Here is a 25,753-nt window from a genome sequence, read left to right as displayed (position 1 = left end):
CGCTCAGTGAGCGCCATTTTTTATTTAATGCGTTGCTATTATTCTGTATCTGGCAGATTACGACCATAGAATATTTCTTGCATTTCACGTGTTAGTTTTGAGCGAATCTCTTCTTCTTCGTCATCTGACAAATCATCAGTAGATAAACCAAATAAATACGTATTTAAATCGGTTTCTTTTAACATCATTTTGGTATGAAACAGGTTTTCTTGATACACGTTCACGTCCATCATTTGGTACGCTTCTTTAGTATCTTCTGTCATGAAGTTTTGAATCGAGTTAATTGCATGGTCAATGTAATGTTTAACGCCGTTAATATCACGGGTAAAGCCACGTACACGGTAGTCAATTGTAACCACATCAGACTCAAGGCTATGGATTAAGAAGTTTAACGCTTTAAGTGGCGAAATAATGCCACAGGTTGATACTTCAATATCAGCACGGAAAGTACAAATACCATCATCAGGGTGTGCTTCAGGGTACGTGTGAACACAAATGTGGCTTTTATCAAGGTGTGCAACCACTGAGTCAGGTAACGGCCCTGGTGCTTCGTCAGCATCATAATTTTGCTGCTCTTCTACCGGCTCTTCTGAAACCAAAATAGTTACGCTGGCACCTTGTGGCTCGTAATCTTGACGTGCAATATTTAAAATATTGGCACCAATAATATCAACCACATCACCTAAAATGTCGGTTAGTCTATCTGCACTATACTGCTCATCGATATATTCTATATATTCTTTACGTTGTTGCTCTGTTTTTGCATAGCAAATATCGTAAATACTAAAGCTTAGGCTTTTAGTTAAATTATTAAAGCCATGAAGTTTAAGTTTATCGAAGGGTTTGTTCATATAAACCAACCTATAAATTAGTGAAATCTGCACCTGCAGAATGAAAAGTTCGCGGATTTTATACGAATTTTACTCACGGAAAAAGCGTTATTTTCCCTGATCTTGAACAACTTCATGGCTGTGGGTAATTTCTACTGTTTTATCAAGCATTAATGCAACTGAACAATACTTTTCTGCCGAAAGCGAAACCGCTCTTTCTAGGTGCTTTTCAGACACATTATTACCAGTTACAACAAAGTGTAAATTAATTTTGGTGAACACGCGCGGGGCTGTTTCTGCTCGTTCAGCGGTTAACTGCACATCTACTGATGAGAACTCTTGCTTAGTTTTTTTTAAAATACTCACCACATCAACCGATGAACAACCACCAACCGACATCAATACCATTTCCATTGGGCTAGGTGCTGCTCCGTCACTGCCCGCATCAAACACGACATTATGATTGCTGTTAGAGCGACCGATGTAAGTATTACCTTCAACCCATTTTACATTTGCTTGCATTGTTTTATCTCAATAATTTATATTCATTACACGCAGACACTCACGCGCATTTAAAATTAAATAGCGAATAAAGCGTGGTTTTAAAGGGGGAAATATTAACTAATAGCGTTATCAAATAAGTTTTTGACTAGCCCAGCAAACTCATCAATAAAAGCATGCTGTTCGACTGTGACGGTGTGAGAAGTCACACTGCTGAGTACTTCTTGTAAGTCGTAAACAATGCCATCAACTTCGCGTACAATTTGACTACGCTGCTCTGTAGATAGATCGGGGTGTTGTTGACAAATGCGTATGACATTTTCGGCAATTACATCTTCAATTAACTCAATAACCGTTGGTGCACCTGGCTTTATTTCACCTGGTTTTTCAAACAACGCTAAGTTCTGAGTTAGGTACATTATTAAGTCATCGTACCCTTGCCTGTTTAAAACCATTGTCTACTTACCTCAAAAATACTGGTTGCTTAATTTAAGCAGAAAGCACTGATAATTGCTAGCTTTGTGAGATTGCAGTATAAAAAAAGCAGCCGAAGCTGCTTTTTTAGTGATTTATTACTAGTTTAAAAATCAGTTAATCGATTTTTAAACCTGGGCTTAGTGTTGCTGGCATGGTTACTTTTTCAAGTTCCACAGACGCAACAGGGTATGCACAGTAGTCAGCGGCATAATAAGCGCTTGCTCTGTGGTTACCTGAGGCACCAATACCGCCAAACGGCGCTGCACTTGATGCACCGGTAATAGGACGGTTCCAGTTAACAATCCCCGCACGGATACGACGTAAGAAATGATCGTAATCGGCTTGGTTATCACTTAGTAGGCCTGCTGATAAACCAAAGCTCGTGTCGTTTGCTTTATCAATTGCTTGGTCAAAGTCATCAAAACGGAATACTTTTAGAAGCGGACCAAAATGCTCTTCATCTGGGAAATCATTGATATTTGTACACTCAATAATACCCGGTGTAACAAAACCAGTGTTTGCTGTGTGCTCAAGTTCAACCAGCACTTCGCCACCCATGGCCTTTAACTCATCTTGTGCTTTAACCATTCCAGCGGCAGCGGCCGTTGAAATCATAGAGCCCATAAATGGTTGGTCAGCATCGTCGTAATTACCAACTTTGATTGCTTTAGTGGCTGTAATTAGGCGCGCTAAAATTTCATCGCCTTTAGCACCTGTTGGTAAAAACAATTTACGAGCACACGTACAGCGTTGGCCGCTTGAGATAAACGCAGATTGCACAATATCGTGCACAACAGCAAGCGTATCTTCTGCATCTTTAACGATTAGCGGATTATTACCACCCATTTCAAGCGCTAAAATCTTACCTGGTTGACCTGCGAACTGTTCATGTAAAATATGACCCGTACGAGAAGAACCTGTAAAGAATAAACCATCAATGCCTTTGTGTGACGCCAATGCTTTACCTGTTTCAACCTCACCTTGTACAAGGTTAATAACCCCTGCTGGTAAACCGGCTTTTTCCCATAGTTTAAGGGTTAGCTCAGCCACCATAGGTGTTAGTTCAGAGGGTTTAAATACCACGGTATTACCAGCTAAAAGTGCAGGTACAATGTGGCCATTTGGTAAATGCCCAGGGAAGTTATAAGGACCAAATACAGCAACAACACCGTGTGGCTTATGGCGGATCATCGCACGGCCTTGCGGCATCGCGTTTTCAACGTCGCCGGTACGCTCTAAAAATGCTTTTTCAGCAATGGCAATTTTTCCGACCATGGCACCCGCTTCAGTACGCGTTTCCCAAAGTGGCTTACCTGTTTCTTGAGCTATTGCCACAGCCAACTCTTCGCTATGCTCTTTTAACGTTGCAGCAAAGGTTTTTACAATTTCTAAGCGCTGCGCAAAGCTTTTATCAGCCCAGCTATAAAATGCTTCACGCGCAGAGGCTACGGCGCTATCTACTTGCTCAGCGCTAGCAGCTGATGCCTGCCAAATAACATCGTTATTTGCAGGGTTAACTGAGTTAAATTCTGTGCCTTGGCCTGGTGACCATTGACCATTAATAAATTGTGCAGGATGAGTCATATACTTTCTCCTAAATTAAACTGGGGTAGCCGTAACAAAATCGCCCGATTTCAAATGTAATGCATCAGCAAGTTCTTGCGTAAGTACTAGGCTGTTTGATCGCTCGTCAAATGCCATTGGCGCTACTGTTGCTCTAAAGTCTTCAAGTTTGTCATTGGCTAACAACACCATGGTATCGCCTGTCATTTCGCCAATTTCAACGCTAAAGTTTTGTGCATTGCGAATTGTCGCAATGTTATCTACTTTTGCTTCAACGGTTGGGCCCGCATCAAAAATGTCAACGTAACCATTAAAAGTAAAACCTTCACTTTTTAATAGTTGAATTGCAGGGCGCGTATTGTCATGCACTTGACCTATAACCGCTTGCGCGTCTTTACTCAATAAGTTGACGTAAATTGGGTATTTAGGCATAAGCTCAGCAATAAATACTTTTTGCCCTATTCCCGTCAGATAATCTGCCGTTGGGAAGTCCATAGAGAAAAAGTGCTCTTCAAGCCACTGCCAAAATGGGCTACTACCGTTTTCGTCAGATACACCGCGCATTTCTGCAATAACGGTTTGTGCAAAGCGTTGTTGATGCTGTTTTATAAACATAAAACGTGCTTTTGAAAGCAGCTTACCGTTACAATTTTTACGATAGCCGTTTTTTAAAAACAGTGTGCACAGCTCTGTCGCCCCAGTGTAGTCATTACAAAGGGTGAGAATATCTACCGCTTTATACACATCTAGCGTGCGCGAAGAGTGAATCACTTTACTCAAATGATAATGATAAAATGCGTCATCTAAGCCAACTGCGGCTTCAATACCTGAAGTACCGACTACTTCACCAGTTTCAGTATCTTCAAGAACAAATAAGTAACCCTCATCACCTGGTTGTGATGTCGTTTTTGTAAATGAGTTAACTGAATGCACTATCTTCTTTTGTAATAACTCTTCATTATTAGGCAAAGAAGTAAAGCCATGTCCCGACTCGTCGGCGATGGTTACTAAAGCTGCATAATCACTTTTTTGGATTGGGCGAAGGATCATCATGAATCCGCTTACTCCCTTATATATAACGGTAAATAGGAACTGCAAGGCAAACTACGTTTGCCCCTAAAGAAGTTGAATTAGCAATTACGCATTTACAACGTGGGCTACTGCTTTTTCAAAGCGTGCCATACCTTCGCGAATATCCGCTTCTGGTATTACTAAAGAAGGTGTGAAACGAACCACATCAGCACCAGCAACCAATGACATTAAGCCATGCTCAGTTCCGGCAACTAAAAACTCTTTTGCACGGCCTTTGTATTGCTCGTTTACCACAGCACCAATTAATAAACCTTGGCCACGAATTTCACTAAATACGTTGTACTTGTCGTTAATGGCATTTAATAGCTCAGTAAATAACGCCGACTTTGCTTTAACGCCCGCTAAAACTTCTGGGTTATTTACAGTATCAAATGCGGCTTCTGCAACTGCACACGCTAATGGGTTACCACCGTAAGTAGAACCATGTGTACCCACTTTAAGATGCTGTGCAATCTCAGTGGTTGTTAGCATAGCGCCAATTGGGAAACCGCCACCGAGAGCTTTTGCTGAGGTTAAAATATCAGGCACTACGTTTAAACCTTGGTATGCGTATAGCTCACCTGTACGGCCAACACCTGATTGTACTTCATCAAAAATAAGCAGTGCGTTGTGTTTAGTACATAAATCGCGAACGCCCTGTGCAAATTCGTCAGTTGGCGAAATGATACCGCCTTCACCTTGAATTGGCTCCATCATTACCGCACAGGTGTTATCGCTGATCAGTGCTTCAAATGCGGCAAGGTCATTGTAATCACAATGAACAATGTCGCCTGGCTTAGGACCAAACCCATCTGAATAGGCTGCTTGACCGCCTACAGTAACGGTGAAGAATGTACGGCCATGGAAACCTTTATTAAAGGCGATGATTTGCGATTTTTCTGCGCCAAATTTATCAAGCGCAAAACGACGCGCTAACTTAAGTGCCGCTTCGTTTGCTTCTGCGCCTGAGTTTGCAAAGTAAACTTTTTCAGCAAAGGTCGCATCAACCATTTTTTTAGCTAGGCGAAGTGCCGGCTCGTTGGTCATTACATTTGATAAATGCCAAATTTTTTCGCCTTGCTCTTTTAATGCGCCCACTAATGCAGGATGGCAATGGCCAAGACAGTTAACGGCAATACCACCAGCAAAGTCGATAAACTCTCGTCCTTGTTGATCCCATACACGAGAGCCTTCGCCTCGAACAGGAATTACGCTTGAAGGTGCGTAGTTAGGAACCATTACGTGATCAAATAATTCGCGATTGACTGTCATTTTATTTCCTCTTAATTGTGTGCATCACAAAGCAGTAGAATAGGGGTGTGATTATTGTTAATAACCAAATGTGCCGGCAAAAATTAATAACTGTATATTTGCCTGAAACTACGTTGTGGTTCAATTTTCAGGCGCTCATTATTTCAGAAATTTAGGGGGATGTCTCTTCAAAAACTTTCATGTACCCCTTTAAAATAAAGGGCTTAAGATATTATTTCATAGATAGTGAATAACTATTTGAGAGCTAATTATGATGTGCATTTACCTTAGTGAGCGCCTCTACAACGAAAAAAGCATGGCGCTTATAAATCAACTGCACATGAATAAGTAGAATTAAAGTGAATGAATAGTCGCAAAAAAATTAACAGATTTAATCAATTTGAAGTGCCAAATTAGTAAAATTACCTGTTTTTAGGGTATCTAACTCTTTTTTAGTGAACTGATAATAGCTAAACCAGCTTTGTAATTCATCGTCTTCAATCAGCTGGTGCTCTTTTAAATTTAAATATTGAGAATAACAGCGAGCCTTTAAAATCACTTGCGATAATGGCAATAAACTATCGCCCTTTTCAACCCCATTCACTAACTGCTGCATAACACTGTTAAAGGGCAAATATTTGAACGACATGGTTTCTATGACCTTGGCGCTGACAAGCAGTGATTTTTCGTGTAGCAGTGTTGTTAAAAATAACGGATCTGGTTTTAGCTCTAATAGCGCGGTGTGTAGGTTTTTATCACCTTCTTCACGAGCACGCAGTACTTTGCGCTGCCATACCTGATCAAACACTTTTAGGTATAAGCGCACTAAAGCAATTTGCCCTACATTCAGTAACATGCCCAATGTAAACGCATGCATTGGGTTTACCCCGTTAAGCTGGGCAAGCGTTTGCGCTGCAATGGCACACGACATGGTGTTGTCTTTTAACCTGCGTTTTAATAACGTGAATGGTTCTGTGCTATGTGGCATCCAATGACGCACTGCAAAAGTAGGCACTACCAGTTGCAGGTTGTCTAAGCCCAAATAACGTAATGCCAACGCTGGGGTATCTACTTTGACTGAGGTGCCTTTACTGCGTTGCTTACGATAAAAAGGTAAATTAACTAAGGTAACCAGCTCTCGCCCCAACCAACTTAAATCGTTAATTAGCGGCTCTAGACGGCCAACCGAGGCGGCGCGAGTAGCCAGTATATCGAGTATGGCGCACACGTTATCTTCTATGCCAATGGTGTCTTTAATCACAAAATCGATGTCTTCAAGACGTTTAGCAATCACGCTTTCAATAACGGTATGGAGTTTTTGACTGGTTTTAGCCTGTAACTTTTGATGTGAAGAGCTTTTTTGTTGGCGCTTTTGCTGCGCAGCTACTTCTACTTCTAATAAGGTGCGTTTTTTAACGGGTTTGCCGTCATTAAGATCTAAGGTATGAATAAAGCCAATTTGCTGATTGGCAAAACTATGACCCAGTAGCAAATCATGCGCTCGTTGGTTTAGCACATTAACAATACGCTGTTGCTGCAATATGTCGGTCATAAGCTCTATCTTAGGGCAAAAAGTAAATAGCTTGCAGGTATAAGCCTAGAAGCGCGTTAAAAAGTTATCAAGTAAAGCTAAGCCCTGCTCGGTCAAAATCGCTTCAGGGTGAAATTGCACACCTTCAAGTGCGAGCTCGTTATGTAATAATCCCATAATTTCATCACGCTGCCCAGCGATGCTTTGAGTCCATGCTGTTACTTCTAACTCCTTTGGCAATGAGTGCGCTTCAACAATTAATGAATGGTAGCGGCACACCGTAAGTGGATTAGGTAGGCCTTTAAACATGCCTTGGTGCTGATGATAAATAGGCGATGTTTTTCCATGCATAACCTGTTTAGCTCGCACTACTTTACCACCTAGCACTTGAGCAATGGTTTGGTGCCCCAAACAAATACCTAATATAGGATAAACTCCTTTAAACTGCTCTACCACAGATAACGACACTCCCGCTTCAGTCGGGTTTTTAGGTCCTGGAGAAATCACAATATGATCTGGGTTTAACTGTTTGATCTCACTCAGCGTTATTTGGTCGTTACGTTTTACCAACACGTCTTGATCTAAGCGCTGAAAATACTGTACCAAGTTATAGGTGAACGAGTCATAGTTATCGATCATTAAAAGCATGTAATAAAGTACTCAAAGTAATTAGGGCCTGTCGCAGGCATATTCTAACTGAAGCCTTTGCAGGTGTCAGTGTTTTGCAGCCCAGCAAACATAAATAGACACACTAACAACCAATAACGGTTGATTTATTTTAGATCAGCCCAAGCTCTGTTGTATGGGGACACCCCAAGTCACTGATCATTTTTATATAACGTGACGTGTATTATGCAACAGCCATTTAAGGAGTAACCTATGTTAGGCGAAGACCATTCATTAACTAAAGATTTTCCTGATTACACGCAAACTATTGCAAAACTTAATGCAAACGATGAAAACTTTGCAACCAAAGCAAAACAATACAATGAAATCGATAAAGAAATTCGAGTACTTGAGCTACAAGACTCACCCATAGATGACGAAGCCATGCAGCAGTTAAAACACGACAGAATGGTATTAAAAGATTGGCTACATCAACAATTAACGGATGCTAATTAATTGTTGTTATTTGGCGCCTATTAAATTGTAGGCGCCAGAATTGAGTGTTCACCTCCCTCTCCTACCTTTCGCTCATCTATAATTTTAACCATTATGGTGCAAAAGCATTGCTATTCGTTTAGCTTAAAGACAAGCTGTCTTTATCTAAATTAAACAACACTATTTTTTATGTCTAAATACATACTCTCGATTGACCAAGGAACGACAAGCTCTCGAGCTATTTTATACACTAAAGATGCCGAGGTTTTTGACACGGCTCAACAAACCTTCCCTCAACACTTTGTGAAAAATGGTTGGGTTGAACATGACCCTGTAGATATTTGGCAAACCGTATTAAGCAGCGTTAAAAACGTATTATCGCAGCAACAAGTCACTGCCGCCGACATTATTGCCATTGGCATTGCTAACCAACGAGAAACCACCTTAGTGTGGAATAAAAAAACCGGGCAATCTATCTACAATGCGATTGTGTGGCAAGACCGACGTACCAGTGACTATTGCGATAATTTACGTCATGCTGGGCATACACAAATGGTGAATGATAAAACCGGTTTAGTACTCGATCCTTACTTTTCTGCAACCAAAATTCGTTGGATTTTAGATAACGTCAAAGGCGCTAAAGAGCAAGCACACGCAGGTGAACTAGCATTTGGTACGATAGATACCTACTTGCTATGGCAACTCACTAACGGTAAAGCTCACAAAACCGATGCTACCAATGCCTCTCGTACATTACTGTTTAACATTCATCAGCAATGCTGGGATGAAGAGTTACTGGCTTTATTTAATATTCCAGCGTCGATGCTACCTGAGGTAATGGACTCAGCGGCTGACTTTGGGGTGACTGCAAGCGAGCTATTTGGTGGTGAAATTCCAATTTGCGGTATAGCAGGCGATCAACAAGCCGCCTTAATTGGTCAAGCTTGTTTTGAAGAAGGAATGGCAAAAAGTACTTACGGAACGGGCTGCTTTTTAATGCTTAACACTGGTGATAAAGCACTAAAATCAAATAATCGTTTATTAACCACTCTTGCGTATCGGCTCAACGGCAAACCCACCTATGCGATTGAAGGCAGTATTTTTATGGCTGGTGCCACCATGCAGTGGATAGTAGAGGGCTTAAAGTTATTAGAAAACGCAGGTGAAAGTGAAGCCCTCGTCAAAGATGTTCCCTTGGATCATGGGGTATTCTTGGTTCCCTCGTTTACAGGCTTAGGTGCGCCCTATTGGGATGCAAATGCCCGAGGCGCAATTTTGGGCCTAACCCGAGACTCAGGCATTAGCACTATTGTTGCAGCTGCCTTGCAGTCGGTGGGTTATCAAACCAAAGATTTACAAAAAGCTATGGAAGGTGACGGACTCCGACCTAGTATTCTAAGAGTTGATGGCGGCATGGCAAACAATAATTGGGCAATGGCGTTTTTAGCCAATATTTTAGGCGCAAGCGTTGAGCGCCCCACTCTAACCGAAACCACTTCGTTAGGGGTTGCTTACTTAGCCGGTTTGCAAACTGGGGTGTATGAATCAACTGCGCAGCTTGCCAGCATGTGGAAAAGCGATCGTCGCTTTGAACCAACCATGAGCAGTGAAGAGCGCAACGATTTATACGCAAAGTGGCTACATTGCATTGCACAAGTTAGACTTTCTAATAGCAATGACGGCGAGAGTGAGTAAAATCTATGAGCGCACACGACAACGAATATGACTTACTCATTATTGGCGGCGGTATTAACGGCGCTGGCATTGCTGCCGATGCCAGTGGTCGCGGTTTAAAAGTATTATTGTGTGAGCAAAACGATTTAGCCTCAGCCACTTCCTCTAATAGCAGTAAGCTTATTCATGGCGGGCTACGCTATTTAGAGAATTATCAATTTAGATTGGTAAGAGAGGCATTACGTGAACGTGAAGTGCTATTAAAAAAAGCGCCGCATATTATGTGGCCACTGTCTTTTCGACTGCCGCACCAAGCACATTTACGTTCGCCATGGATGATTCGTGTGGGGTTATTTATTTACGACCACCTAGCCAAGCGTAATACTTTACCCGCTTCAAAGGCGATTGAGTTTAACAGCGATAGCGTTCTTAACAGCAGCATTACCCAAGGCTTTGAATACGCAGACGGCTGGGTTGATGACGCACGTTTAGTGATTTTAAACGCCCAAGCGGCTCATAATTTAGGCGCTACCATTGCAACACGCACGCGCTGCATTAAAGCAACGCGTAACGCAGATTATTGGGATGTGATTTTAGAGCAACAAGCCAGCAAGCAGCACCTAAATATAAAGGCAAAAAGTGTTGTAAATGCCGCAGGCCCATGGGTCGCGTCATTATTTGAAGATGTATTTACCCAGCCCACACCGCACACTATTCGCCTTGTGAAAGGCAGTCATATTGTAGTGCCCCGACTCCACGATGAGCCAGTTGCCTATATTTTACAAAATGAAGATAACCGCATTGTATTTGTCATTCCTTATGAGCAAGATTACTCACTGATTGGCACCACTGATGAAGAGTACACCGGCGATATTGCTGATGTAAAAATTAGTGAGCAAGAAATACAGTATCTTATCAGTATCACTAACCATTACTTTAAAAACACAATAAGCGCGGCCGATATTGTGCACAGCTTTAGTGGGGTGCGGCCACTATTAGATGACAAATCAACAGATGCTCAAGCGGTGACCCGTGATTACAAGCTGATATTAAGCAACGACACCGATCATGCCGCTTTATTAAGTGTGTTTGGCGGTAAAATTACTACCTATCGAAAGCTTGCAGAAAATGCCGTCAATAAATTAGTGCCTTTTTACCCAAAGATGAGTGGCTCGTGGACGAAAGATGCCCCTTTACCAGGCGGCGACTTTAGTAACCAAACATACCTTATCGCTCAGTTAGAAAGTAGCTACCCTTGGCTGGCAATCGACACCTTAAAACGTATGGTTCGCAGCTATGGCACGCTTAGTTATCAATTACTGGGGAACAGCCAAGCAATCGGCGATTTAGGTTATCACTTTGGTCATGGTCTGTATGCGCAAGAAGTTGATTACTTAGTAAACCATGAATGGGCAAGAACCAGCGCAGATATACTTTGGCGACGAACAAAGCTTGGGCTGCGCTTTTCAGAAAAACAAGTCATTGCCTTGGGGCAATATTTAACTAAACATCCAGCTTGTCATAGTTAAGCTGCGATTAACTAACTGCTACAAGGTGCTGTGTTAATGCGGCTTTTTCATCAGTCGAAAGTGGTTGCTTTGTTTTACTAACAAAGTCATAACGTACCATCACCGTTTTACCAATGGCGCAGCACTTATCTTGCTGCCATGCTTCTTGGCGGATCACAAATGAACTATTGCCAATTTGCTCTATGCTGGTGTTAATTGTCACCTCATGGGCATAAAATAGTTCGCCAACAAACGACACTTCAACTTTAGCAATGATTAACTTCCAGTTGTGTGGATTTAGATCTGGCGTAAAAAATTTAAAAATAGGTACTCGGGCCGCTTCAAACCATACGGGGAGTACGGTATTGTTGATGTGTCCGAGTGCATCCGTTTCGCTAAAACGCGGCATCACTTTTTCAGTAAACATAATAATCCAATAATAATTAAACAGGTAACTCATGACGGACTTTATCCGCGTGTATGACAACGCGCTCAGTAATGAATTTTGCGATAACTTTATCACTACCTTTTCTCAAAGCCCGCATATTAAACAAGGGATGACATCGGGCGGTGTTGATCTTAATAAAAAAGATAGCCACGACTTATACTTAAACAATCATCCTGAATACGCAGAACAATTAAAACATATTCAACAAACCACTGCACAGTATGTTTTCAACTACATTGAAGAACATATTTTTATGATGATTGGGGCATTTGGTTTAAAGGTATATCACCCAAAAACAGGACAACCGGTTGATTTAACTCACGCCAACTATGACGAGGTAGGTAAACCACAACTCCCCTTATTGGTACAGCAAATTTTTAGACTCGGTAATATTCAAGCGCAAAAATACGAAGTAAATAAAGGCGGTTATCCGTATTGGCACAGTGAGGTGTATCCGCAGCTACAGCATAATGAAGCACTGCATCGGGTGTTGTTATTTATGTTTTATTTAAATGATGTTGAAGAAGGCGGAGAAACCGAGTTTTATTATCAAAATCGTAAAATAGCCCCTAAAAAAGGCAGTATGGTGGTTGCCCCAGGCTACTTTACCCATACACATAGAGGCAATAAGCCAGTATCAAACGATAAGTATATTTTAACCTCATGGGTTTTGTTTAATCGAGCAGAGCAAATTTATGGAACGCCACAAAGCTAAAGCGGTCAGCGGTCAGCGGTCAGCGGTCAGCGGTCAGCGGTCAGCGGTCAGCGGTCAGAAATTAACTAACTGCTGACTACTGTCAAGTATTTGCATTAAACTGAAAGCTGACGGCTTATAGCTGACAGCTTCAAATCAGCTCATCAAACAAGTCAAACAAAGTGTCCATCTCTTCAATGGTGTTGTAGTGCATACAACCAATGCGTACTACGCCGCCCTTATCAAGCACACCCAGTTGTTTGCATAAACCTTGGGCGTAAAAATTACCATCCCATACACATACATGGTGTTTACCCAAAAATTCAGACATTTGGCGAGGCTCTAACCCTTCAAAGGTCAGTGCGAACGTAGGGGTACGCTCACTCAAACGCTCTAAATCGTCTATACCAAACAACTTAATTTTTGGGTAGTTAACTAGACGCGTTAAAAAGTATTCACTCAATGCCATTTCATGTTGTTTTGTTTTAGCAAACGCAACACGTAATTTTTCTCGGCGTGAGTGACTGTCATCAAGTTCGCTAATCGCCGCTATGTAATCAACCGCCGCAATAAAGCCTGCAAGTGCCTCAAAACTTTGTGTGCCGGTTTCCCAGCGACCTGGTGCAACATCTTTTGCTGGCTCTACTTTATAAGGTGTAAACCCTTCTAAGTGCTCAGTTTTACCATAAACCATGCCTAAGTGCGGGCCAAAAAACTTATATGCAGAACAAGCTAAAAAGTCGCAATCTAACGCTTGTACATCAATCAGTTCATGTGGCGCATAATGCACCGCATCAACATACACCAACGCACCCACATTATGAGCAAGCTCTATAATACGTTTAATATCGTTAATAGAGCCAGTGGTATTTGATGCATACGTAACCGCAACCAATTTAGTGTTAGCGTTTAATAAGCTTTCAAAATGCGCCATATCTAAACTACAATCGGCTTCGTTAATTAGCGCTGTGTTAACCACTGCGCCTTTATCTTCAGCGGCTTGCTGCCAAGACGATACATTTGAAAAATGATCAGCATTGGTCACTATAATTTCATCACCTGCTTGCCAATTGCGTGAAATTGCTCGGCTAAAGCTAAATGTTAGGCTAGTCATATTAGGGCCAAACACAATATTTTGTGCACTGGGCGCATTTAACAAATCAGCCGCCGCTTGACGCGCATTCGCCATCAGCTCAACCGTTTTGTCACTTGAGAAAAACGCACCGCCCAAGTTTGAATTGTAATGCCCTAAATAAGCGGTCATGGCACTGAGTACCGACTGGGGTACTTGTGAGCCACCTGGCCCATCTAAAAACACCGGTGACTTGCCATCAACAGTTTGCATTAAAGCAGGAAATTGCGCGCGCAATTGCATTAAATTCATTTTATTTCTCTTAAGCAGTTAGTACAAAGCAATCCAGGTAACCTGGTTTGTTAGCATCAATTTTGTTCATTGGCGTGGCGTTATGCCATACCTGACGGTCATTAATTAGTGCAAACATGCCGTCTTTTATTTCCATTTTAAAACACGGTTCAGCTTGTTGGTTTTCATAAACCAATAGCTCACCACCTTCTAAATTTTCATGAGAAACACCACATACACACACATGGTCAAACCCATCTTGATGCACACCTTCTGGAGCTGCTGGCGTATCGCTATCAATGGCAAGCATTCTAAATTGGTGAATTTCAATATCACGCTCTGCGTCAATGCCGGTGATCGCTGCAAATTCGCTAACAATGCTTTTCATACCCTCAGACTCAAGCAAGCTTTGCTCTAAGTTTTCGTAAGTACGCTCAACATTACCTTGAAAGGTATTAATTGAATCGTCTTGCACAAACGCTTTGGTCGCTTGAAGATTAAGCTCACCATTTTGTAATTTAACCACTGAATAACGGCGTTTACGAAACGCACCATCTGCATAAGGATTTGCAGGTAAGTTATCAAAAGAAGGCTTAACCAAATCAATATTGGCTTGGTTAATAAAACGAAGTTGCAGTAAATTCTGGTTGTTTAATGCGGTCATAAAATCCTGCTTATAATAATGATAATATTGTCGAGGATTTTAATGCATATAGAGAGGATTTTTTGCTTTATTAACCATATCAATGACGACATTTAACGAAAGTTAATACAATCATGCAACGAATTAAGCATTAACTATCTAATATTTTATTTGGACAATAAAAAACCCGCCAAAGCGGGTTTTTTAAACACACTCTATAAATTATACAGCTTGCTGAATAATTACGTTGTCTGCCTTTTTAGTGTACTGAGGCATACGGTGAAAGTTCAAGTAACGGTAGGTATCTGCTGCCGTTGCATTGATCTTCGCTGCGTATTCTTGGTACTCAGTAGGTGTAGGTAATTTGCCTAAAATTGCTGCTACTGCTGCCAGCTCTGCTGATGCTAAGAATACGTTTGCCCCTGTACCTAAACGGTTAGGGAAGTTACGTGTAGAAGTAGACACAACCGTTGCTTTGTCCGCAACACGTGCTTGGTTACCCATACACAGTGAACACCCTGGCGTTTCAATACGTGCACCAACACGACCAAAAATACCGTAGTAACCTTCGTCTGTAAGTTGGTCTTTATCCATTTTCGTTGGTGGAGCAACCCAAAGCTGTGTTGGGATACGCCCTTTAAAGCCATCGAGTAATTTACCTGCAGCACGGAAGTGACCAATATTAGTCATACAAGAACCGATAAATACTTCATCGATTTTCTCGCCTGTCACATCAGAAAGTAGGCGTGCATCATCAGGATCATTTGGCGCACACAGTACTGGCTCTTTAATCTCAGCAAGGTCGATTTCAAGTACGTGTTTGTACTCTGCGTCTTTATCAGCTTCCATTAGCTCTGGGTTTGCTAACCAGTCTTGCATTGCAGTAACACGACGTTCAATCGTACGTACATCGCCGTAACCTTCAGAAATCATCCACTTAAGCATAACAATATTAGACTCAAGGTATTCGCTGATAGACTCTTTAGAAAGCTTAACAGTACAGCCAGCAGCTGAACGCTCTGCAGATGCATCGGATAGCTCAAACGCTTGCTCAACCGTTAAGTGCTCAACCCCTTCAATTTCTAGTATGCGACCAGAAAATTCGTTGATTTTACCTTTCTTCTCAACCGTTAATAGGCCTTCTTTGATACCAAAATAAGGGATAGCATGTACAAGATCACGTAAAGTGATACCCGGTTGCATTTCACCTTTAAAACGAACCAAAATTGATTCAGGCATATCTAGTGGCATTACACCCGTTGCAGCTGCGAACGCTACCGCCCCCGAACCTGCTGGGAATGAAATACCTAATGGGAAACGTGTATGTGAATCACCACCCGTACCTACGGTATCTGGTAATAACATACGGTTTAACCATGAGTGAATTACACCGTCACCAGGGCGAAGCGATACACCGCCACGATTCATAATAAAATCAGGAAGCGTATGGTGCGTGTTTACATCGATTGGCTTAGGGTAAGCGGATGTATGACAAAAAGACTGCATTGTTAAATCTGCAGAGAAACCTAAACAGGCTAAGTCTTTAAGCTCATCACGCGTCATAGGACCTGTTGTATCTTGCGAGCCAACCGTGGTCATTTTAGGTTCACAGTATTGGCCTGGGCGAATACCGGCAACGTTACATGCTTTACCAACCATTTTTTGCGCAAGCGTAAAGCCTTTGTCTGATACTTCAGTCATTGCTGGTACTTTAAATACGTCAGTTGCGCCTAAACCTAATGATGTACGTGCTTTGTCTGTAAGACCACGACCAATGATCAATGGAATACGACCACCAGCACGAACTTCGTCTAAAATTACCTCTGATTTAAGTTCAAATGTAGAGATCACATCATCAGTACCATGACGTTTCACAACACCTTCATAAGGGTAGATGTCGATTTGGTCACCCATGTTGAATTCATCAACATTTAATTCGATTGGTAACGCACCCGAGTCTTCCATTGTATTGAAAAAAATAGGCGCAATCTTGTTACCTAAACATACACCACCCACGCGCTTGTTTGGTACGAATGGGATATCATCCCCCATAAACCAAAGCACAGAGTTTGTTGCAGACTTACGCGAAGAGCCTGTACCAACAACGTCACCTACGTAAGCAAGTGGTAAGCCTTTAGTTTTTAATTCTTCAAGCTGAGTGATTGGACCTACTTCACCGTCTTTGTCAGGGTTAATACCATCACGCTCATTTTTAAGCATGGCTAATGCATGAAGCGGAATATCAGGACGTGACCATGCATCTGGTGCTGGTGATAAATCATCGGTGTTTGTCTCGCCAGTGACTTTAAATACCGTAACAGAGATTTTTTCAGCAACGGCTGGCTTATTGATAAACCATTCTGCAGCAGCCCAAGACTCTATAATTTGCTTGGCGTATGCATTACCTGCTTTTGCTTTTTCTTCTACATCGTAGAACGCATCAAACATTAATAATGTGTTCGAAAGGCCTTTTACTACAATTGGCGCTAACGCTTCGTCATCAAGTAGTTCAACCATTGGAGCAATATTGTAGCCACCGAGCATAGTACCTAGTAACTCAGCTGCTTTTTCTTTAGAAATCAACGGAGAAACAGCTTCACCTTTAGCAACAGCCGCTAAAAAGCCTGCTTTAATGTAGGCTGCATCATCAACACCTGGTGGTACGCGGTTGATCAGTAGTTCTAGGATGAACTCTTCTTCACCTGCCGGTGGCGTTTTAATTAGCTCAATAAGATCAGCCGTCTGCTGAGCATCTAATGGCGCTGGTACGATACCTAACGCGGCACGTTCTTCTACGTGTTTACGATATTCTTGTAGCACAGTATTGCCCTCTTGGTGACGTTAAAGTATTCGGTGGTGTTTACTAAACACACCATAACCCAATACTTATAGTATTCTAACGCTCGATTATAAAGCTTTTGTGCATAGATTAAAATCCATCCACTTAGGCAGCTAGTTATAGCGATTATTAATAATATGAATAGTGGATTTCATAAAATCAACTTTCATGAATACTTATTAACAGCCATAAAAAAACCCAGCCTAAGCTGGGTTTTTACTCAATAATGAGACTATTAACGTAATACTTTTACACGTTTAATAGATTTTACGTGTGCTTCAACGCGGCGGTTTTCAGCATGCGCTTTTGCCGTATTCGCTTCATTTTTAAGGCGTTCTTCACCTAAACCTGCCGTTGTAATGCGATCTTCTGCAATACCATCAGCAATTAGCTTTTTAGCTACTGCATCAGCACGTTTTTTAGATAACCATTTATTGTAAGACGCTTTACCTACTGCAGACGTATGACCTTCAAGAAGCACTGTTGTATCTGGGTACTCTTTTAAGAAAGTCGCTACTTCATCAATATCATTTAAGTACTGCTGTGAAACTGACGAGTCATTGTTAGGGAATGTTACTAACAAGCTTACTGTTACTTCAGTATCTTCATAAAGTGTACAACCATCGCTACCAACAGCATCTGTCATAGGCGTATTGGCACATTTATCATCTACATCAGGAATGCTGTCTTTATCTGTATCAGCAAGTGCTACCGGCACAGGAACAATTTCTGGCTCTGGCTGTGGTGCAGGCTCAACCGGTGCTACTGGCGCCGATTTTTGACCAAAGAAGTAGTTTATACCTAATTTAGCGCCAACATCTGTGTAGCCTTTGTCTAAACCTTGGTAAACACTGGTTTCAGCATTAACAAAAAAGTTGTCTGTAACAAAGTGTCGGTAACCTACACCTGCGTTTACAAACGTGTTGTCATCAACAACATCAATATCTTTCAGACCAAATAAACCGTAGAAAGGACCGCCACCAAAGTGGTAAAGTGCATCGATACCGTAACGTTCGCCGTCAATATCGTTGCGGTTGTTCAATACTTTGTCGTGAGCATTAAAGTCTAGGTCTGCGTACTCTAAACGCGCACTCCAGTAATCATTAAAGCGGTAGCCTAATTCAGCACCCCAGCCTGTTGACTCATTAACGTCAAGGCCAGCTTGCTCACGCATGTTTTTCCACGAAGCATCGTAATAATCGCCGAATGCACCGATGTAAAAGCCTTCTTGCTCGGCTGCGAAAGTAGATGCGCTAGTTGCAGCTAACGCAATAGCCATTGTAAGTGATTTTAATTTCATTGTTTTCTTCCCATTTTAACAACTAAAAATGTAGCTAAGCATTGCTAGCTCTTCTAACTTACCTATACAGTAACTGAGTCTTTGTTAATCAATACTTAACGCAAATATATTTTTTCAATATCTAGGATAATAAAACTAGCTCATAAAAAATGTCGATGAACACAGGCTAGCTCAAAAAGCAAACAATCGCTTTAAACCCCACACGATCACTGGCTTTTATGGAGTTATGGTATCACCCGTTCATAGTTTGCTCTATGAATGAACGTCGCTGGGGTAAAAAATGACCTTTTATATTCATTTTAAAATGCAAAAAATCATACTTAAGTACCACAAAAAGTACGATAATTCTTATCATCTTCGGGCGGCGTTTGAAACTCTGTGGCCTGCACATGGTTTGTGTAAGGGCTCGCCATCACTTTGCTAAAACGACTGAGTAGCTCACTATCCCCATGCGTAGTGTACTGAGTAATAATATCTTCAATAATATGGTTACGTGGGATCACGCTCGGATTGGCTTGTCGCATCACTTGATAGCTGTGCTCATTAGTTCGTGTTTGCCATTGCTGTGCCCAAGAGGTAAGTGCTGATGGTATTTCAGCTTGCCCATTTAACGACTCAGTGAGTGCATTAAAAGTATTGGTATAATCAAGCTGGTGTTGTTTTAATAACCCTAGTAACTCCCCCACCAACTCATTATCTTTATCATCCGCGACTGTTAACCCTAACTTTTGCGCCCACATCGCGCTAAATTGTTGGTTAAATTGCGTTGAAAAGCCCTCAATTAAAGGCGTCATCATTGCCACCGCTTGCTCGTCATCGTCACTGATCAGCGCTATTAGACTCTCTGCTAAGCGGGCACAGTTCCAACTTGCCATGTTTGGCTGATTACCAAACGCATAACGCCCTTGTTTATCAATAGAGCTAAACACGGTATCAAAATCAAACTGGTTCATCATGGCACATGGGCCGTAATCTATGGTTTCACCACTAATTAAGGTGTTATCGGTGTTCATAACACCATGAATAAACCCCACCCTCATCCAACTTACGACTAATTTGACTTGGTTGGCGATCACTGCAGCTAAAAAATCTAAATAACGCTGAGCGCCAGTGCTGTTAATCTCGGGATAGTGTCTTTGAATGGCTAAGTCGGCTAAGTTTTTTAGGCTAGTAACGTCACCTTGAGTGGCTAAATATTGAAACGAGCCCACCCGAATATGACTGCTGGCGAGTCGGGTTACAATAGCACCTGGTTGAGGTGGGTTGCGATAGACGGTTTCGCCACTGCCAACCACGGCTAAACAACGCGTTGTTGGAATGCCAAGCGCGTGCATAGCTTCGCTCATTACGTACTCACGAATAGCTGGACCTAATGCACAGCGGCCATCGCCTCCGCGCGAAAATGGCGTAGCACCAGCGCCTTTTAATTGCAGATCCCAAAGCTGATTTTTATCATCGCTAATCGCACCGAGCAAATGCGCCCTACCATCCCCTAGTCGCGGTGAAAAGTGACCAAACTGATGACCAGAATATCCCAGTGCCACCGGAGAAATCGCTTGGGGTTCATTACCGCTAAATATATTTGCTCGGGAATCTGCATCCACTTGTATATTAAATTGCTTAGCTAGGGGCTCATTCCATAACAATAACTGTGGCGCTGTCACCTTGGCTGGATGATCGCTAATTGCAAACCCCTCACCAATGTCGGTATACCTTGGCACTAATTTCATAATTAATCCTATTGTTTTTGGCTGATACCTACGCGATTGTCGCCTACACCATAAGCGACAATTAAGCTTAGCTCTTGCATGCTTAAGCCGCTTTGCTGCTGCAGTTCATTAAAGAATGCCTGCGCCGCACTTAGTGACTTTTTAGTTTGTAATCCGCCATCTATAATTTTATGGGCACGCAAATAGCTTTCTACGTCTCTTGAAAGTAAAAAAGTATCTTTTCCTAAGGCGCGCAGCGCATAAGGGCCGGTATTACCACCAAGCCTTGCACCATGCTTTTTTAAATACGCCCACAAGCCAATAATATCTTCACTTGGCCAGTTAGCAATAAACTCACTAAAGCTGCCGTATTGCTCTGCAACTTCGTGGATCATATACGCATTTTCAGTAATAGTTTTTACTTTTTTATAGTTGCGTACAATCCGCTCATCACTGGCTTTTTGCTCAAGCATATCCGGTGGCATCATCAATAGTTTTTCAACATTGAAATCCCAGAAAACCTCTCTAAATCCGGCCCACTTACTGTTGATCACCGACCAATAAAAACCACTTTGAAAAACTTTCCGAGTAAATTCTTCTAGCCAATCATCATCACTTAATGTGACGAGTTGCTTTGTTGATAAAGGTTTTGCGAGTAACAACTTAAGCATTTTTTCAGAGCCCTTTCGCTCTACCGCTCGCTTATAAATATCACTAAATTTTTCCATCTGCTTAATACCTTACTTCGACAATAGTACTAGTGTACGAGAAAAGCAGCTAATACGTAATAACTGTCAATCAGGATGAATCTATCTATATTTAGTCACTTGACACCTAGACGGCTAAAGTGGTTTAATCGCCACACTTACCCTATTACATTGTATTTGCTGATTGATTTTTCAATAGCAAGTGCAAAGGGCTGGAAGAGGTGCGTTATTCAGGTAGCGTATGTTAGGAGCGCAAACTCCATTGAGCATACGTGAGGGGAATTAACGCCGAGAGGTAACACTTTTTTGTGAAAGGTTGCTTCGGGCGACTAGGCTGAATCCTAGCGACTGTCACCAATAACATATTTGGTGGAGAGCTTCTGGTCTTAGTATAATAAGGCCGTGCGCCCTATTATTTAAGCCCATTCGCTCTTCGAATTATAAACACATTCAAAGAGTCAGGCATCCTAAATACCCGCCAAAAACTCGACGAATGCCCTATAAGTTCGTGAGAGATGATCAACAACTTCAATATTAACAATTTCCATTTATGGACTGCGCTGATCACCCCATTTGATCAAAATGGCCTAGTTGATTACGCAACCTTAGACACCTTGGTGGCCGAACAAGAAGCCGCTAACAATGGCATTTTACTGCTAGGTAGCACCGGCGAAGGGTTAGCCCTGACCCTCAAAGAACAGCAAGCCATCGTAGAGCATGTCTGCCAATTACAGCCGAGCGTCCCCCTTATGGTTGCGGTAGGCGGTAGTAACTTAAAGCAACAGCTTGAATGGGTTAATTACTGCAACCAGCTGCCTATCCATGGTTTTTTACTCGGCTCGCCTTTGTATGCCAAACCCGGTGCAGTGGGGCAAACGCATTGGTTTGAAAGCTTACTCAATGCCAGTTCTCATCCTTGTATGCTTTATAACGTACCAGGACGTAGTGCGGTTAGCATTCCCATTGCAACCATTGAAAACCTCAAACAACATAAAAATTTATGGGCACTGAAAGAAGCCAGTGGCTCTATCTCTCAATTTGAAGCCTATCGACAAGCAGCGCCTGAACTAGCCATTTTTAGTGGTGACGATGCCCTCATGCCTTATTTTGCCCAAGCAGGTGCAAAAGGTTTAGTGTCGGTTGCAGCCAATGCATGGCCAGTGCAAACCCATGAGTTTGTAAAGCGCAGTTTAAGCGGCCAACACCCTAATCTTTTTGTCCAGTGGTCTAGTGCTATCAATAGCTTATTTTCAGTAGCCAACCCTATCCCAGTCAAAGTGTTAATGCATTTACAAGGGCGTATTGGCAGTCCGTATTTACGCCCACCTTTAACACACCTTGAGCTGACACACACAGATGACATTTCATCGGCAAACAACACCATTTTATCTTGGCATTAAATACAGGTTTTTATAATGAACTGGTTAGAACTATTAAATAATTTAGAAACGGGCGCGGTTCGCGCAGCAACACAAGACGAAAACGGCCAATGGCACGCTAACGTAGAAGTAAAGCAAGGCATTTTAGAAGCCTTTAAAAACGGTCAAAACACCGAGTTTGCTGGCGGTTTTGTTGATAAACATAACTTAGCGCCGCAAAGCTTTGAAGCCACAGCAGGCGTTCGCATGGTACCCGGTGGTTCAAGTGTGCGCCGTGGTGCACATGTTGCCAAAGGCACTATTATTATGCCACCTGCGTACGTAAATATTGGTGCATTTATTGACGAGGGCACTATGGTAGATAGCCACGCGCTCGTAGGGTCGTGTGCTCAAGTAGGTAAAAATGTGCATTTAAGCGCAGCGGTACAATTAGGCGGAGTACTTGAGCCCATTGGTGCCAGCCCTGTGGTCATAGAAGACGATGCATTCATTGGTGCAGGCTGTGTGATTGTTGAAGGCGTGGTAGTTAAAAAAGGCGCGGTACTTGCCCCAGGTGTTCGCTTATCTGCAACCATCCCTGTTTATGACTGCGTAAATGAGCGCCAGCTTGATAAAGGCGAAGCAATCCCTGAATACGCGATTGTGATCCCTGGATCTCGCCCTGCGTCAAACGATTGGGCGCGCGAGCAAGGCTTAAGCATGTCGTGTGCGTTAATTGTTAAATACCGTGACGAGCAAAGTGATGCGTCATTATTGCTTGAAGAGGTTTTACGTTAATGACCTTTTTGAGCACGCCCGTTAAAACCGCTATTGATAAGCTAGCAACTGAGCTTGATACGCCCTTTTTTGTTTATGATCTTGATTCACTAAACACACATTTAACGCGTTTAGTGGCACAAACCGAGGTAAAACTCTGGTATGCAGTTAAAGCGAACCCGTTATCTAGCGTGATCCAACGCTTAAATAACGCTGGTTTTAACTTTGATGTCGCCAGTAAAGGCGAGCTTGAGCAAGTCCTTGCTCAAGGAATTAACAGTGAACGCGTGCTCAACACGGGGCCTGCAAAAAGCCCTAAACAAATTAAGCACTTTATTGCGCGTGGCGTGCGTACCTTTGTGGCCGAAAGTCTCAATCAGGTACGTTGGCTCAACGAACAAGCGATTGCTCAGCAGTGCCAGTTGCAGGTTTTATTAAGGGTACAATTACGCTGGCCCGAGGGTGATAAAAACCCGCTAGGGGGCGATAGTCTTACTCCATTTGGCTTAGGGTGCGACGAGTGGCAGGCGCTAAATACCAGTGACTACTGTGCACTTAATTTTGACGGTCTGCATATTTTTCAGTGGGGCAACATGCTTAGCAGCGACAAACTCGCTGAGCTGTGGACACAAATGATTACGCCGTTAAGGCAACTTGCTGAGGATTTAAATATTAACCTCAAGGTGCTGGATTTAGGTGGTGGTTTAGGTATTCCCTATACGCTTGATACGCCCACTCTAAGTTGGGATGCACTCATAGAGGCGCTTGCAAAAATTAAATGCGATGCGGGGGTTACTGAGCTATGGATGGAACTAGGTCGCTACGCTGTAGGCGAATGCGGCCACTACGCCACACCTGTTGTTGAGCGTAAACTAAATTACGGCCAACAACAGGTGATTATGAGCGGCGGCATTAATCATTTATTGCGCCCTGCGGTCACCAGTCAAGATTTCCCTGCGCGTTTATTACGAGATTCAAACGCAGCAAATCAAGCAATGAGCCTATACGGCCCCTTATGTACTGCACTTGATTGCTTAGGAGAGCACCAATTACCCAGTGATTTAAATGAGCAAGACTGGCTAGTATTTAGTCAATGCGGTGCCTACGGTTTTACCGAAAGTATGCCGTACTTTTTATGCCATGAGCTGGCCGGTGAATATGTTATCCACAATGGCGTATTGAGTTGCGTGCGACAAGCAGAAGATGCAAGCCACTACTTGAGATAAAAAAGATGAATAACACCATAGCTATAAGCCAAGAAAACATTGTAGTTGGCGAAGTCGCAAACGGACTACCACTGACTATTCCTGTGTATCGTTTAAAAGGCGATGGCACCGGCCCAAGTGTGTATGTACAAGCAAATATGCATGGCGCAGAAGTGCAAGGCAACGCGGTAATTTACCAATTACTTGAGCAACTAAAAACACTTAATTTAAAAGGTGATATTACCTTAGTTCCTTACGCTAACCCCATTGGCTGTAATCAAAAGTCGGGGGAATTTACCCTTGGCCGATTCGATCCCATTACGGGGACTAATTGGAATCGCATGTATCACTGCAATAATAAACTGGCGACCCAGTTTGCACAGCAGTTCAGCGATGCCGATGATAAGATTCTGAAAACAGCCTTTAAAGCCGCGTTAATTAATGACGTTGAGCAACAACTCAACGGCCCTGATTATCGTTTAACAACGGGGAAACGGATTGCGCTAAACTTACAAAAATTGGCGCATCAAGCAGATATAGTTTTAGATTTACACACCGGCCCTATTTCTAGTCAGCACTTATATTGCCCTGAGTATGCGACCGATAGCGCGCGTTACTTTAATATTCCCCATGTGCTGGTTATTCCTAATGCCTTTGATGGCGCAATGGATGAAGCAAGCTTTTGTCCATGGTGGCAGCTTAGTGAGCAACTTGCTCAGCAAGGGCGTGAATTTAACGTGCAAGTTGAAGCCTTTACGGTAGAGCTTGGCAGCCAAGAAAAAATCGATTTAAGCGCGGCTCTAGACGATGCCAATAGTATTTTAAGTTATTTAAATCATAAGCAAGTATTTGTTGATGCCCCCTACAAGCCAAAATTGATGACAAGATATGGCTGCCAACTAAATGATTATATCGCTTATTACGCGCCTATGGGTGGCATGGTTGAATACCTCGCACCTCTTGGCGGGCATGTTAAAGCTGGAGAACCCATTGCTAAAATACTGCGAATGGAGCGCTATTTAAGCGAACAACCGCTGCAAACTCTAAGCTTTGATCTCGATGCAATTGCGATATTGCATTTTGCCTCAGCGAGTGTGAATCAAGGTACCGAGCTGTATAAATTTTTTACCAACGTCTTTGAGCTTTAGCTCACCCCTTCTCATTGCGTGAGAGTTAGCTAGTAAATAACTAGTTACACAGTAA

Annotated in this window: 23 protein-coding genes and 1 riboswitch; of the genes, 8 read left to right on the top strand and 15 right to left on the bottom strand. The window is 42.5% G+C overall.

What is annotated here, in order from left to right; genetic code table 11:
* Window positions 1-38: 38 nt before the first annotated feature.
* From speD to QL986_RS10710, 8 genes are all read right to left on the bottom strand, one after another.
* Window positions 39-851, bottom strand: coding sequence for an adenosylmethionine decarboxylase (gene speD / locus QL986_RS10745; protein WP_013463831.1), 813 nt, complete (start codon window positions 849-851; stop codon window positions 39-41).
* An 87-nt stretch (window positions 852-938) separates the two neighbouring features.
* Window positions 939-1,352: an OsmC family protein gene (locus QL986_RS10740; protein ID WP_013463830.1), complete on the bottom strand. Its 414-nt coding sequence runs from the start codon at window positions 1,350-1,352 to the stop codon at window positions 939-941.
* A 95-nt stretch (window positions 1,353-1,447) separates the two neighbouring features.
* Complete coding sequence (locus QL986_RS10735) at window positions 1,448-1,786, bottom strand: DUF3802 family protein (RefSeq protein ID WP_013463829.1); 339 nt, start codon at window positions 1,784-1,786, stop codon at window positions 1,448-1,450.
* Window positions 1,787-1,922: 136 nt separating this feature from the next.
* A complete protein-coding gene (gene astD, locus QL986_RS10730) occupies window positions 1,923-3,392 on the bottom strand; it encodes a succinylglutamate-semialdehyde dehydrogenase (RefSeq protein WP_024602227.1) in 1,470 nt (489 codons plus the stop codon).
* Window positions 3,393-3,407: 15 nt separating this feature from the next.
* Entirely contained in the window at window positions 3,408-4,424 is a 1,017-nt protein-coding gene (gene astA / locus QL986_RS10725; protein ID WP_290191523.1) for an arginine N-succinyltransferase, read from the bottom strand.
* Window positions 4,425-4,508: 84 nt separating this feature from the next.
* The gene (locus QL986_RS10720; RefSeq protein ID WP_013463826.1) at window positions 4,509-5,714 is read right to left on the bottom strand and encodes an aspartate aminotransferase family protein; all 1,206 of its coding nucleotides are present in this window, start codon (window positions 5,712-5,714) and stop codon (window positions 4,509-4,511) included.
* Window positions 5,715-6,084: 370 nt separating this feature from the next.
* Window positions 6,085-7,245 (bottom strand): HDOD domain-containing protein, encoded by a 1,161-nt coding sequence (locus QL986_RS10715; protein ID WP_016900057.1) that lies wholly within the window; start codon window positions 7,243-7,245, stop codon window positions 6,085-6,087.
* A gap of 45 nt (window positions 7,246-7,290) precedes the next feature.
* Window positions 7,291-7,872, bottom strand: a complete 582-nt coding sequence (locus tag QL986_RS10710) for an aminodeoxychorismate/anthranilate synthase component II (protein ID WP_013463824.1) — start codon at window positions 7,870-7,872, stop codon at window positions 7,291-7,293.
* A 231-nt stretch (window positions 7,873-8,103) separates the two neighbouring features.
* Between QL986_RS10710 and QL986_RS10705 the strand changes: the two genes are divergently transcribed.
* The 3 genes from QL986_RS10705 (at window position 8,104) to glpD (ending at window position 11,528) form a co-directional block, all read left to right on the top strand.
* Complete coding sequence (locus tag QL986_RS10705) at window positions 8,104-8,346, top strand: YdcH family protein (protein WP_013463823.1); 243 nt, start codon at window positions 8,104-8,106, stop codon at window positions 8,344-8,346.
* A 168-nt stretch (window positions 8,347-8,514) separates the two neighbouring features.
* Window positions 8,515-10,020: a glycerol kinase GlpK gene (gene glpK, locus QL986_RS10700; protein WP_024602229.1), complete on the top strand. Its 1,506-nt coding sequence runs from the start codon at window positions 8,515-8,517 to the stop codon at window positions 10,018-10,020.
* Window positions 10,021-10,025: 5 nt separating this feature from the next.
* Window positions 10,026-11,528: a glycerol-3-phosphate dehydrogenase gene (gene glpD / locus QL986_RS10695; RefSeq protein WP_024602230.1), complete on the top strand. Its 1,503-nt coding sequence runs from the start codon at window positions 10,026-10,028 to the stop codon at window positions 11,526-11,528.
* A gap of 7 nt (window positions 11,529-11,535) precedes the next feature.
* Here the strand turns inward: glpD and QL986_RS10690 are convergent, their stop codons facing one another.
* Window positions 11,536-11,934, bottom strand: a complete 399-nt coding sequence (locus QL986_RS10690) for a thioesterase family protein (RefSeq protein ID WP_024602231.1) — start codon at window positions 11,932-11,934, stop codon at window positions 11,536-11,538.
* Window positions 11,935-11,965: 31 nt separating this feature from the next.
* Here QL986_RS10690 and QL986_RS10685 point away from each other — a divergent pair, with 31 nt between their 5' ends.
* On the top strand, window positions 11,966-12,670 hold the full coding sequence (locus tag QL986_RS10685; protein ID WP_024602232.1) for a 2OG-Fe(II) oxygenase: 705 nt from the start codon (window positions 11,966-11,968) through the stop codon (window positions 12,668-12,670).
* A gap of 130 nt (window positions 12,671-12,800) precedes the next feature.
* Here the strand turns inward: QL986_RS10685 and QL986_RS10680 are convergent, their stop codons facing one another.
* From QL986_RS10680 to QL986_RS10655, 6 genes are all read right to left on the bottom strand, one after another.
* Window positions 12,801-14,033, bottom strand: a complete 1,233-nt coding sequence (locus QL986_RS10680; RefSeq protein WP_128583489.1) for a cysteine desulfurase-like protein — start codon at window positions 14,031-14,033, stop codon at window positions 12,801-12,803.
* Between the two features lie 10 nt (window positions 14,034-14,043).
* Entirely contained in the window at window positions 14,044-14,676 is a 633-nt protein-coding gene (locus QL986_RS10675; RefSeq protein ID WP_013463817.1) for a 2OG-Fe dioxygenase family protein, read from the bottom strand.
* Window positions 14,677-14,877: 201 nt separating this feature from the next.
* On the bottom strand, window positions 14,878-17,475 hold the full coding sequence (acnB, locus tag QL986_RS10670; protein ID WP_013463816.1) for a bifunctional aconitate hydratase 2/2-methylisocitrate dehydratase: 2,598 nt from the start codon (window positions 17,473-17,475) through the stop codon (window positions 14,878-14,880).
* Window positions 17,476-17,729: 254 nt separating this feature from the next.
* Window positions 17,730-18,794, bottom strand: coding sequence for an OmpA family protein (locus QL986_RS10665; protein WP_013463815.1), 1,065 nt, complete (start codon window positions 18,792-18,794; stop codon window positions 17,730-17,732).
* A 320-nt stretch (window positions 18,795-19,114) separates the two neighbouring features.
* Entirely contained in the window at window positions 19,115-20,524 is a 1,410-nt protein-coding gene (locus QL986_RS10660) for a protein adenylyltransferase SelO family protein (RefSeq protein ID WP_128583487.1), read from the bottom strand.
* 8 nt (window positions 20,525-20,532) lie between these two features.
* Window positions 20,533-21,231, bottom strand: coding sequence for a DNA-3-methyladenine glycosylase I (locus QL986_RS10655; protein ID WP_013463812.1), 699 nt, complete (start codon window positions 21,229-21,231; stop codon window positions 20,533-20,535).
* Between the two features lie 187 nt (window positions 21,232-21,418).
* A riboswitch (Lysine riboswitch) is annotated at window positions 21,419-21,598 on the top strand.
* Between the two features lie 127 nt (window positions 21,599-21,725).
* On the opposite strand from QL986_RS10655, the gene dapA reads away from it, so the two are divergent.
* From dapA to QL986_RS10635, 4 genes are read left to right on the top strand one after another with little or no spacing between them, the layout of a single operon-like run.
* Window positions 21,726-22,610, top strand: coding sequence for a 4-hydroxy-tetrahydrodipicolinate synthase (gene dapA / locus QL986_RS10650; protein WP_013463811.1), 885 nt, complete (start codon window positions 21,726-21,728; stop codon window positions 22,608-22,610).
* 15 nt (window positions 22,611-22,625) lie between these two features.
* Entirely contained in the window at window positions 22,626-23,366 is a 741-nt protein-coding gene (locus QL986_RS10645) for a 2,3,4,5-tetrahydropyridine-2,6-dicarboxylate N-succinyltransferase (RefSeq protein WP_013463810.1), read from the top strand.
* A complete protein-coding gene (locus QL986_RS10640; protein ID WP_024601193.1) occupies window positions 23,366-24,571 on the top strand; it encodes a PLP-dependent decarboxylase in 1,206 nt (401 codons plus the stop codon). Before QL986_RS10645 ends, QL986_RS10640 begins: the two co-directional genes overlap by 1 nt.
* A 5-nt stretch (window positions 24,572-24,576) precedes the next feature.
* Window positions 24,577-25,698, top strand: a complete 1,122-nt coding sequence (locus tag QL986_RS10635; protein WP_024601192.1) for a succinylglutamate desuccinylase/aspartoacylase family protein — start codon at window positions 24,577-24,579, stop codon at window positions 25,696-25,698.
* Window positions 25,699-25,753: the final 55 nt, after the last annotated feature.

Origin of the sequence: Pseudoalteromonas sp. APC 3250 (assembly GCF_030407915.1) — a bacterium.
GTDB classification, from domain to species: Bacteria; Pseudomonadota; Gammaproteobacteria; order Enterobacterales; family Alteromonadaceae; genus Pseudoalteromonas; species Pseudoalteromonas tetraodonis.
The sequence above is the reverse complement of the archived record's forward strand: the minus strand, read 5'-3'. Positions and strand labels throughout refer to the sequence as shown.

Excerpts from the sequence above, each read along its gene's own strand:
- QL986_RS10735 (WP_013463829.1), bottom strand. The coding sequence starts at position 1,786 with ATGGTTTTAAACAGGCAAGGGTACGATGACTTAATAATGTACCTAACT.
- QL986_RS10640 (WP_024601193.1), top strand. The coding sequence starts at position 23,366 with ATGACCTTTTTGAGCACGCCCGTTAAAACCGCTATTGATAAGCTAGCA.
- QL986_RS10675 (WP_013463817.1), bottom strand. The coding sequence starts at position 14,676 with ATGACCGCATTAAACAACCAGAATTTACTGCAACTTCGTTTTATTAAC.
- glpD (WP_024602230.1), top strand. The coding sequence starts at position 10,026 with ATGAGCGCACACGACAACGAATATGACTTACTCATTATTGGCGGCGGT.
- astD (WP_024602227.1), bottom strand. The coding sequence starts at position 3,392 with ATGACTCATCCTGCACAATTTATTAATGGTCAATGGTCACCAGGCCAA.
- QL986_RS10720 (WP_013463826.1), bottom strand. The coding sequence starts at position 5,714 with ATGACAGTCAATCGCGAATTATTTGATCACGTAATGGTTCCTAACTAC.
- QL986_RS10655 (WP_013463812.1), bottom strand. The coding sequence starts at position 21,231 with ATGGAAAAATTTAGTGATATTTATAAGCGAGCGGTAGAGCGAAAGGGC.
- QL986_RS10740 (WP_013463830.1), bottom strand. The coding sequence starts at position 1,352 with ATGCAAGCAAATGTAAAATGGGTTGAAGGTAATACTTACATCGGTCGC.
- QL986_RS10665 (WP_013463815.1), bottom strand. The coding sequence starts at position 18,794 with ATGAAATTAAAATCACTTACAATGGCTATTGCGTTAGCTGCAACTAGC.
- QL986_RS10685 (WP_024602232.1), top strand. The coding sequence starts at position 11,966 with ATGACGGACTTTATCCGCGTGTATGACAACGCGCTCAGTAATGAATTT.
- speD (WP_013463831.1), bottom strand. The coding sequence starts at position 851 with ATGAACAAACCCTTCGATAAACTTAAACTTCATGGCTTTAATAATTTA.
- QL986_RS10645 (WP_013463810.1), top strand. The coding sequence starts at position 22,626 with ATGAACTGGTTAGAACTATTAAATAATTTAGAAACGGGCGCGGTTCGC.
- QL986_RS10660 (WP_128583487.1), bottom strand. The coding sequence starts at position 20,524 with ATGAAATTAGTGCCAAGGTATACCGACATTGGTGAGGGGTTTGCAATT.
- astA (WP_290191523.1), bottom strand. The coding sequence starts at position 4,424 with ATGATGATCCTTCGCCCAATCCAAAAAAGTGATTATGCAGCTTTAGTA.
- glpK (WP_024602229.1), top strand. The coding sequence starts at position 8,515 with ATGTCTAAATACATACTCTCGATTGACCAAGGAACGACAAGCTCTCGA.
- QL986_RS10710 (WP_013463824.1), bottom strand. The coding sequence starts at position 7,872 with ATGCTTTTAATGATCGATAACTATGACTCGTTCACCTATAACTTGGTA.
- QL986_RS10635 (WP_024601192.1), top strand. The coding sequence starts at position 24,577 with ATGAATAACACCATAGCTATAAGCCAAGAAAACATTGTAGTTGGCGAA.
- QL986_RS10680 (WP_128583489.1), bottom strand. The coding sequence starts at position 14,033 with ATGAATTTAATGCAATTGCGCGCGCAATTTCCTGCTTTAATGCAAACT.
- dapA (WP_013463811.1), top strand. The coding sequence starts at position 21,726 with ATGATCAACAACTTCAATATTAACAATTTCCATTTATGGACTGCGCTG.
- QL986_RS10715 (WP_016900057.1), bottom strand. The coding sequence starts at position 7,245 with ATGACCGACATATTGCAGCAACAGCGTATTGTTAATGTGCTAAACCAA.
- QL986_RS10690 (WP_024602231.1), bottom strand. The coding sequence starts at position 11,934 with ATGTTTACTGAAAAAGTGATGCCGCGTTTTAGCGAAACGGATGCACTC.
- QL986_RS10705 (WP_013463823.1), top strand. The coding sequence starts at position 8,104 with ATGTTAGGCGAAGACCATTCATTAACTAAAGATTTTCCTGATTACACG.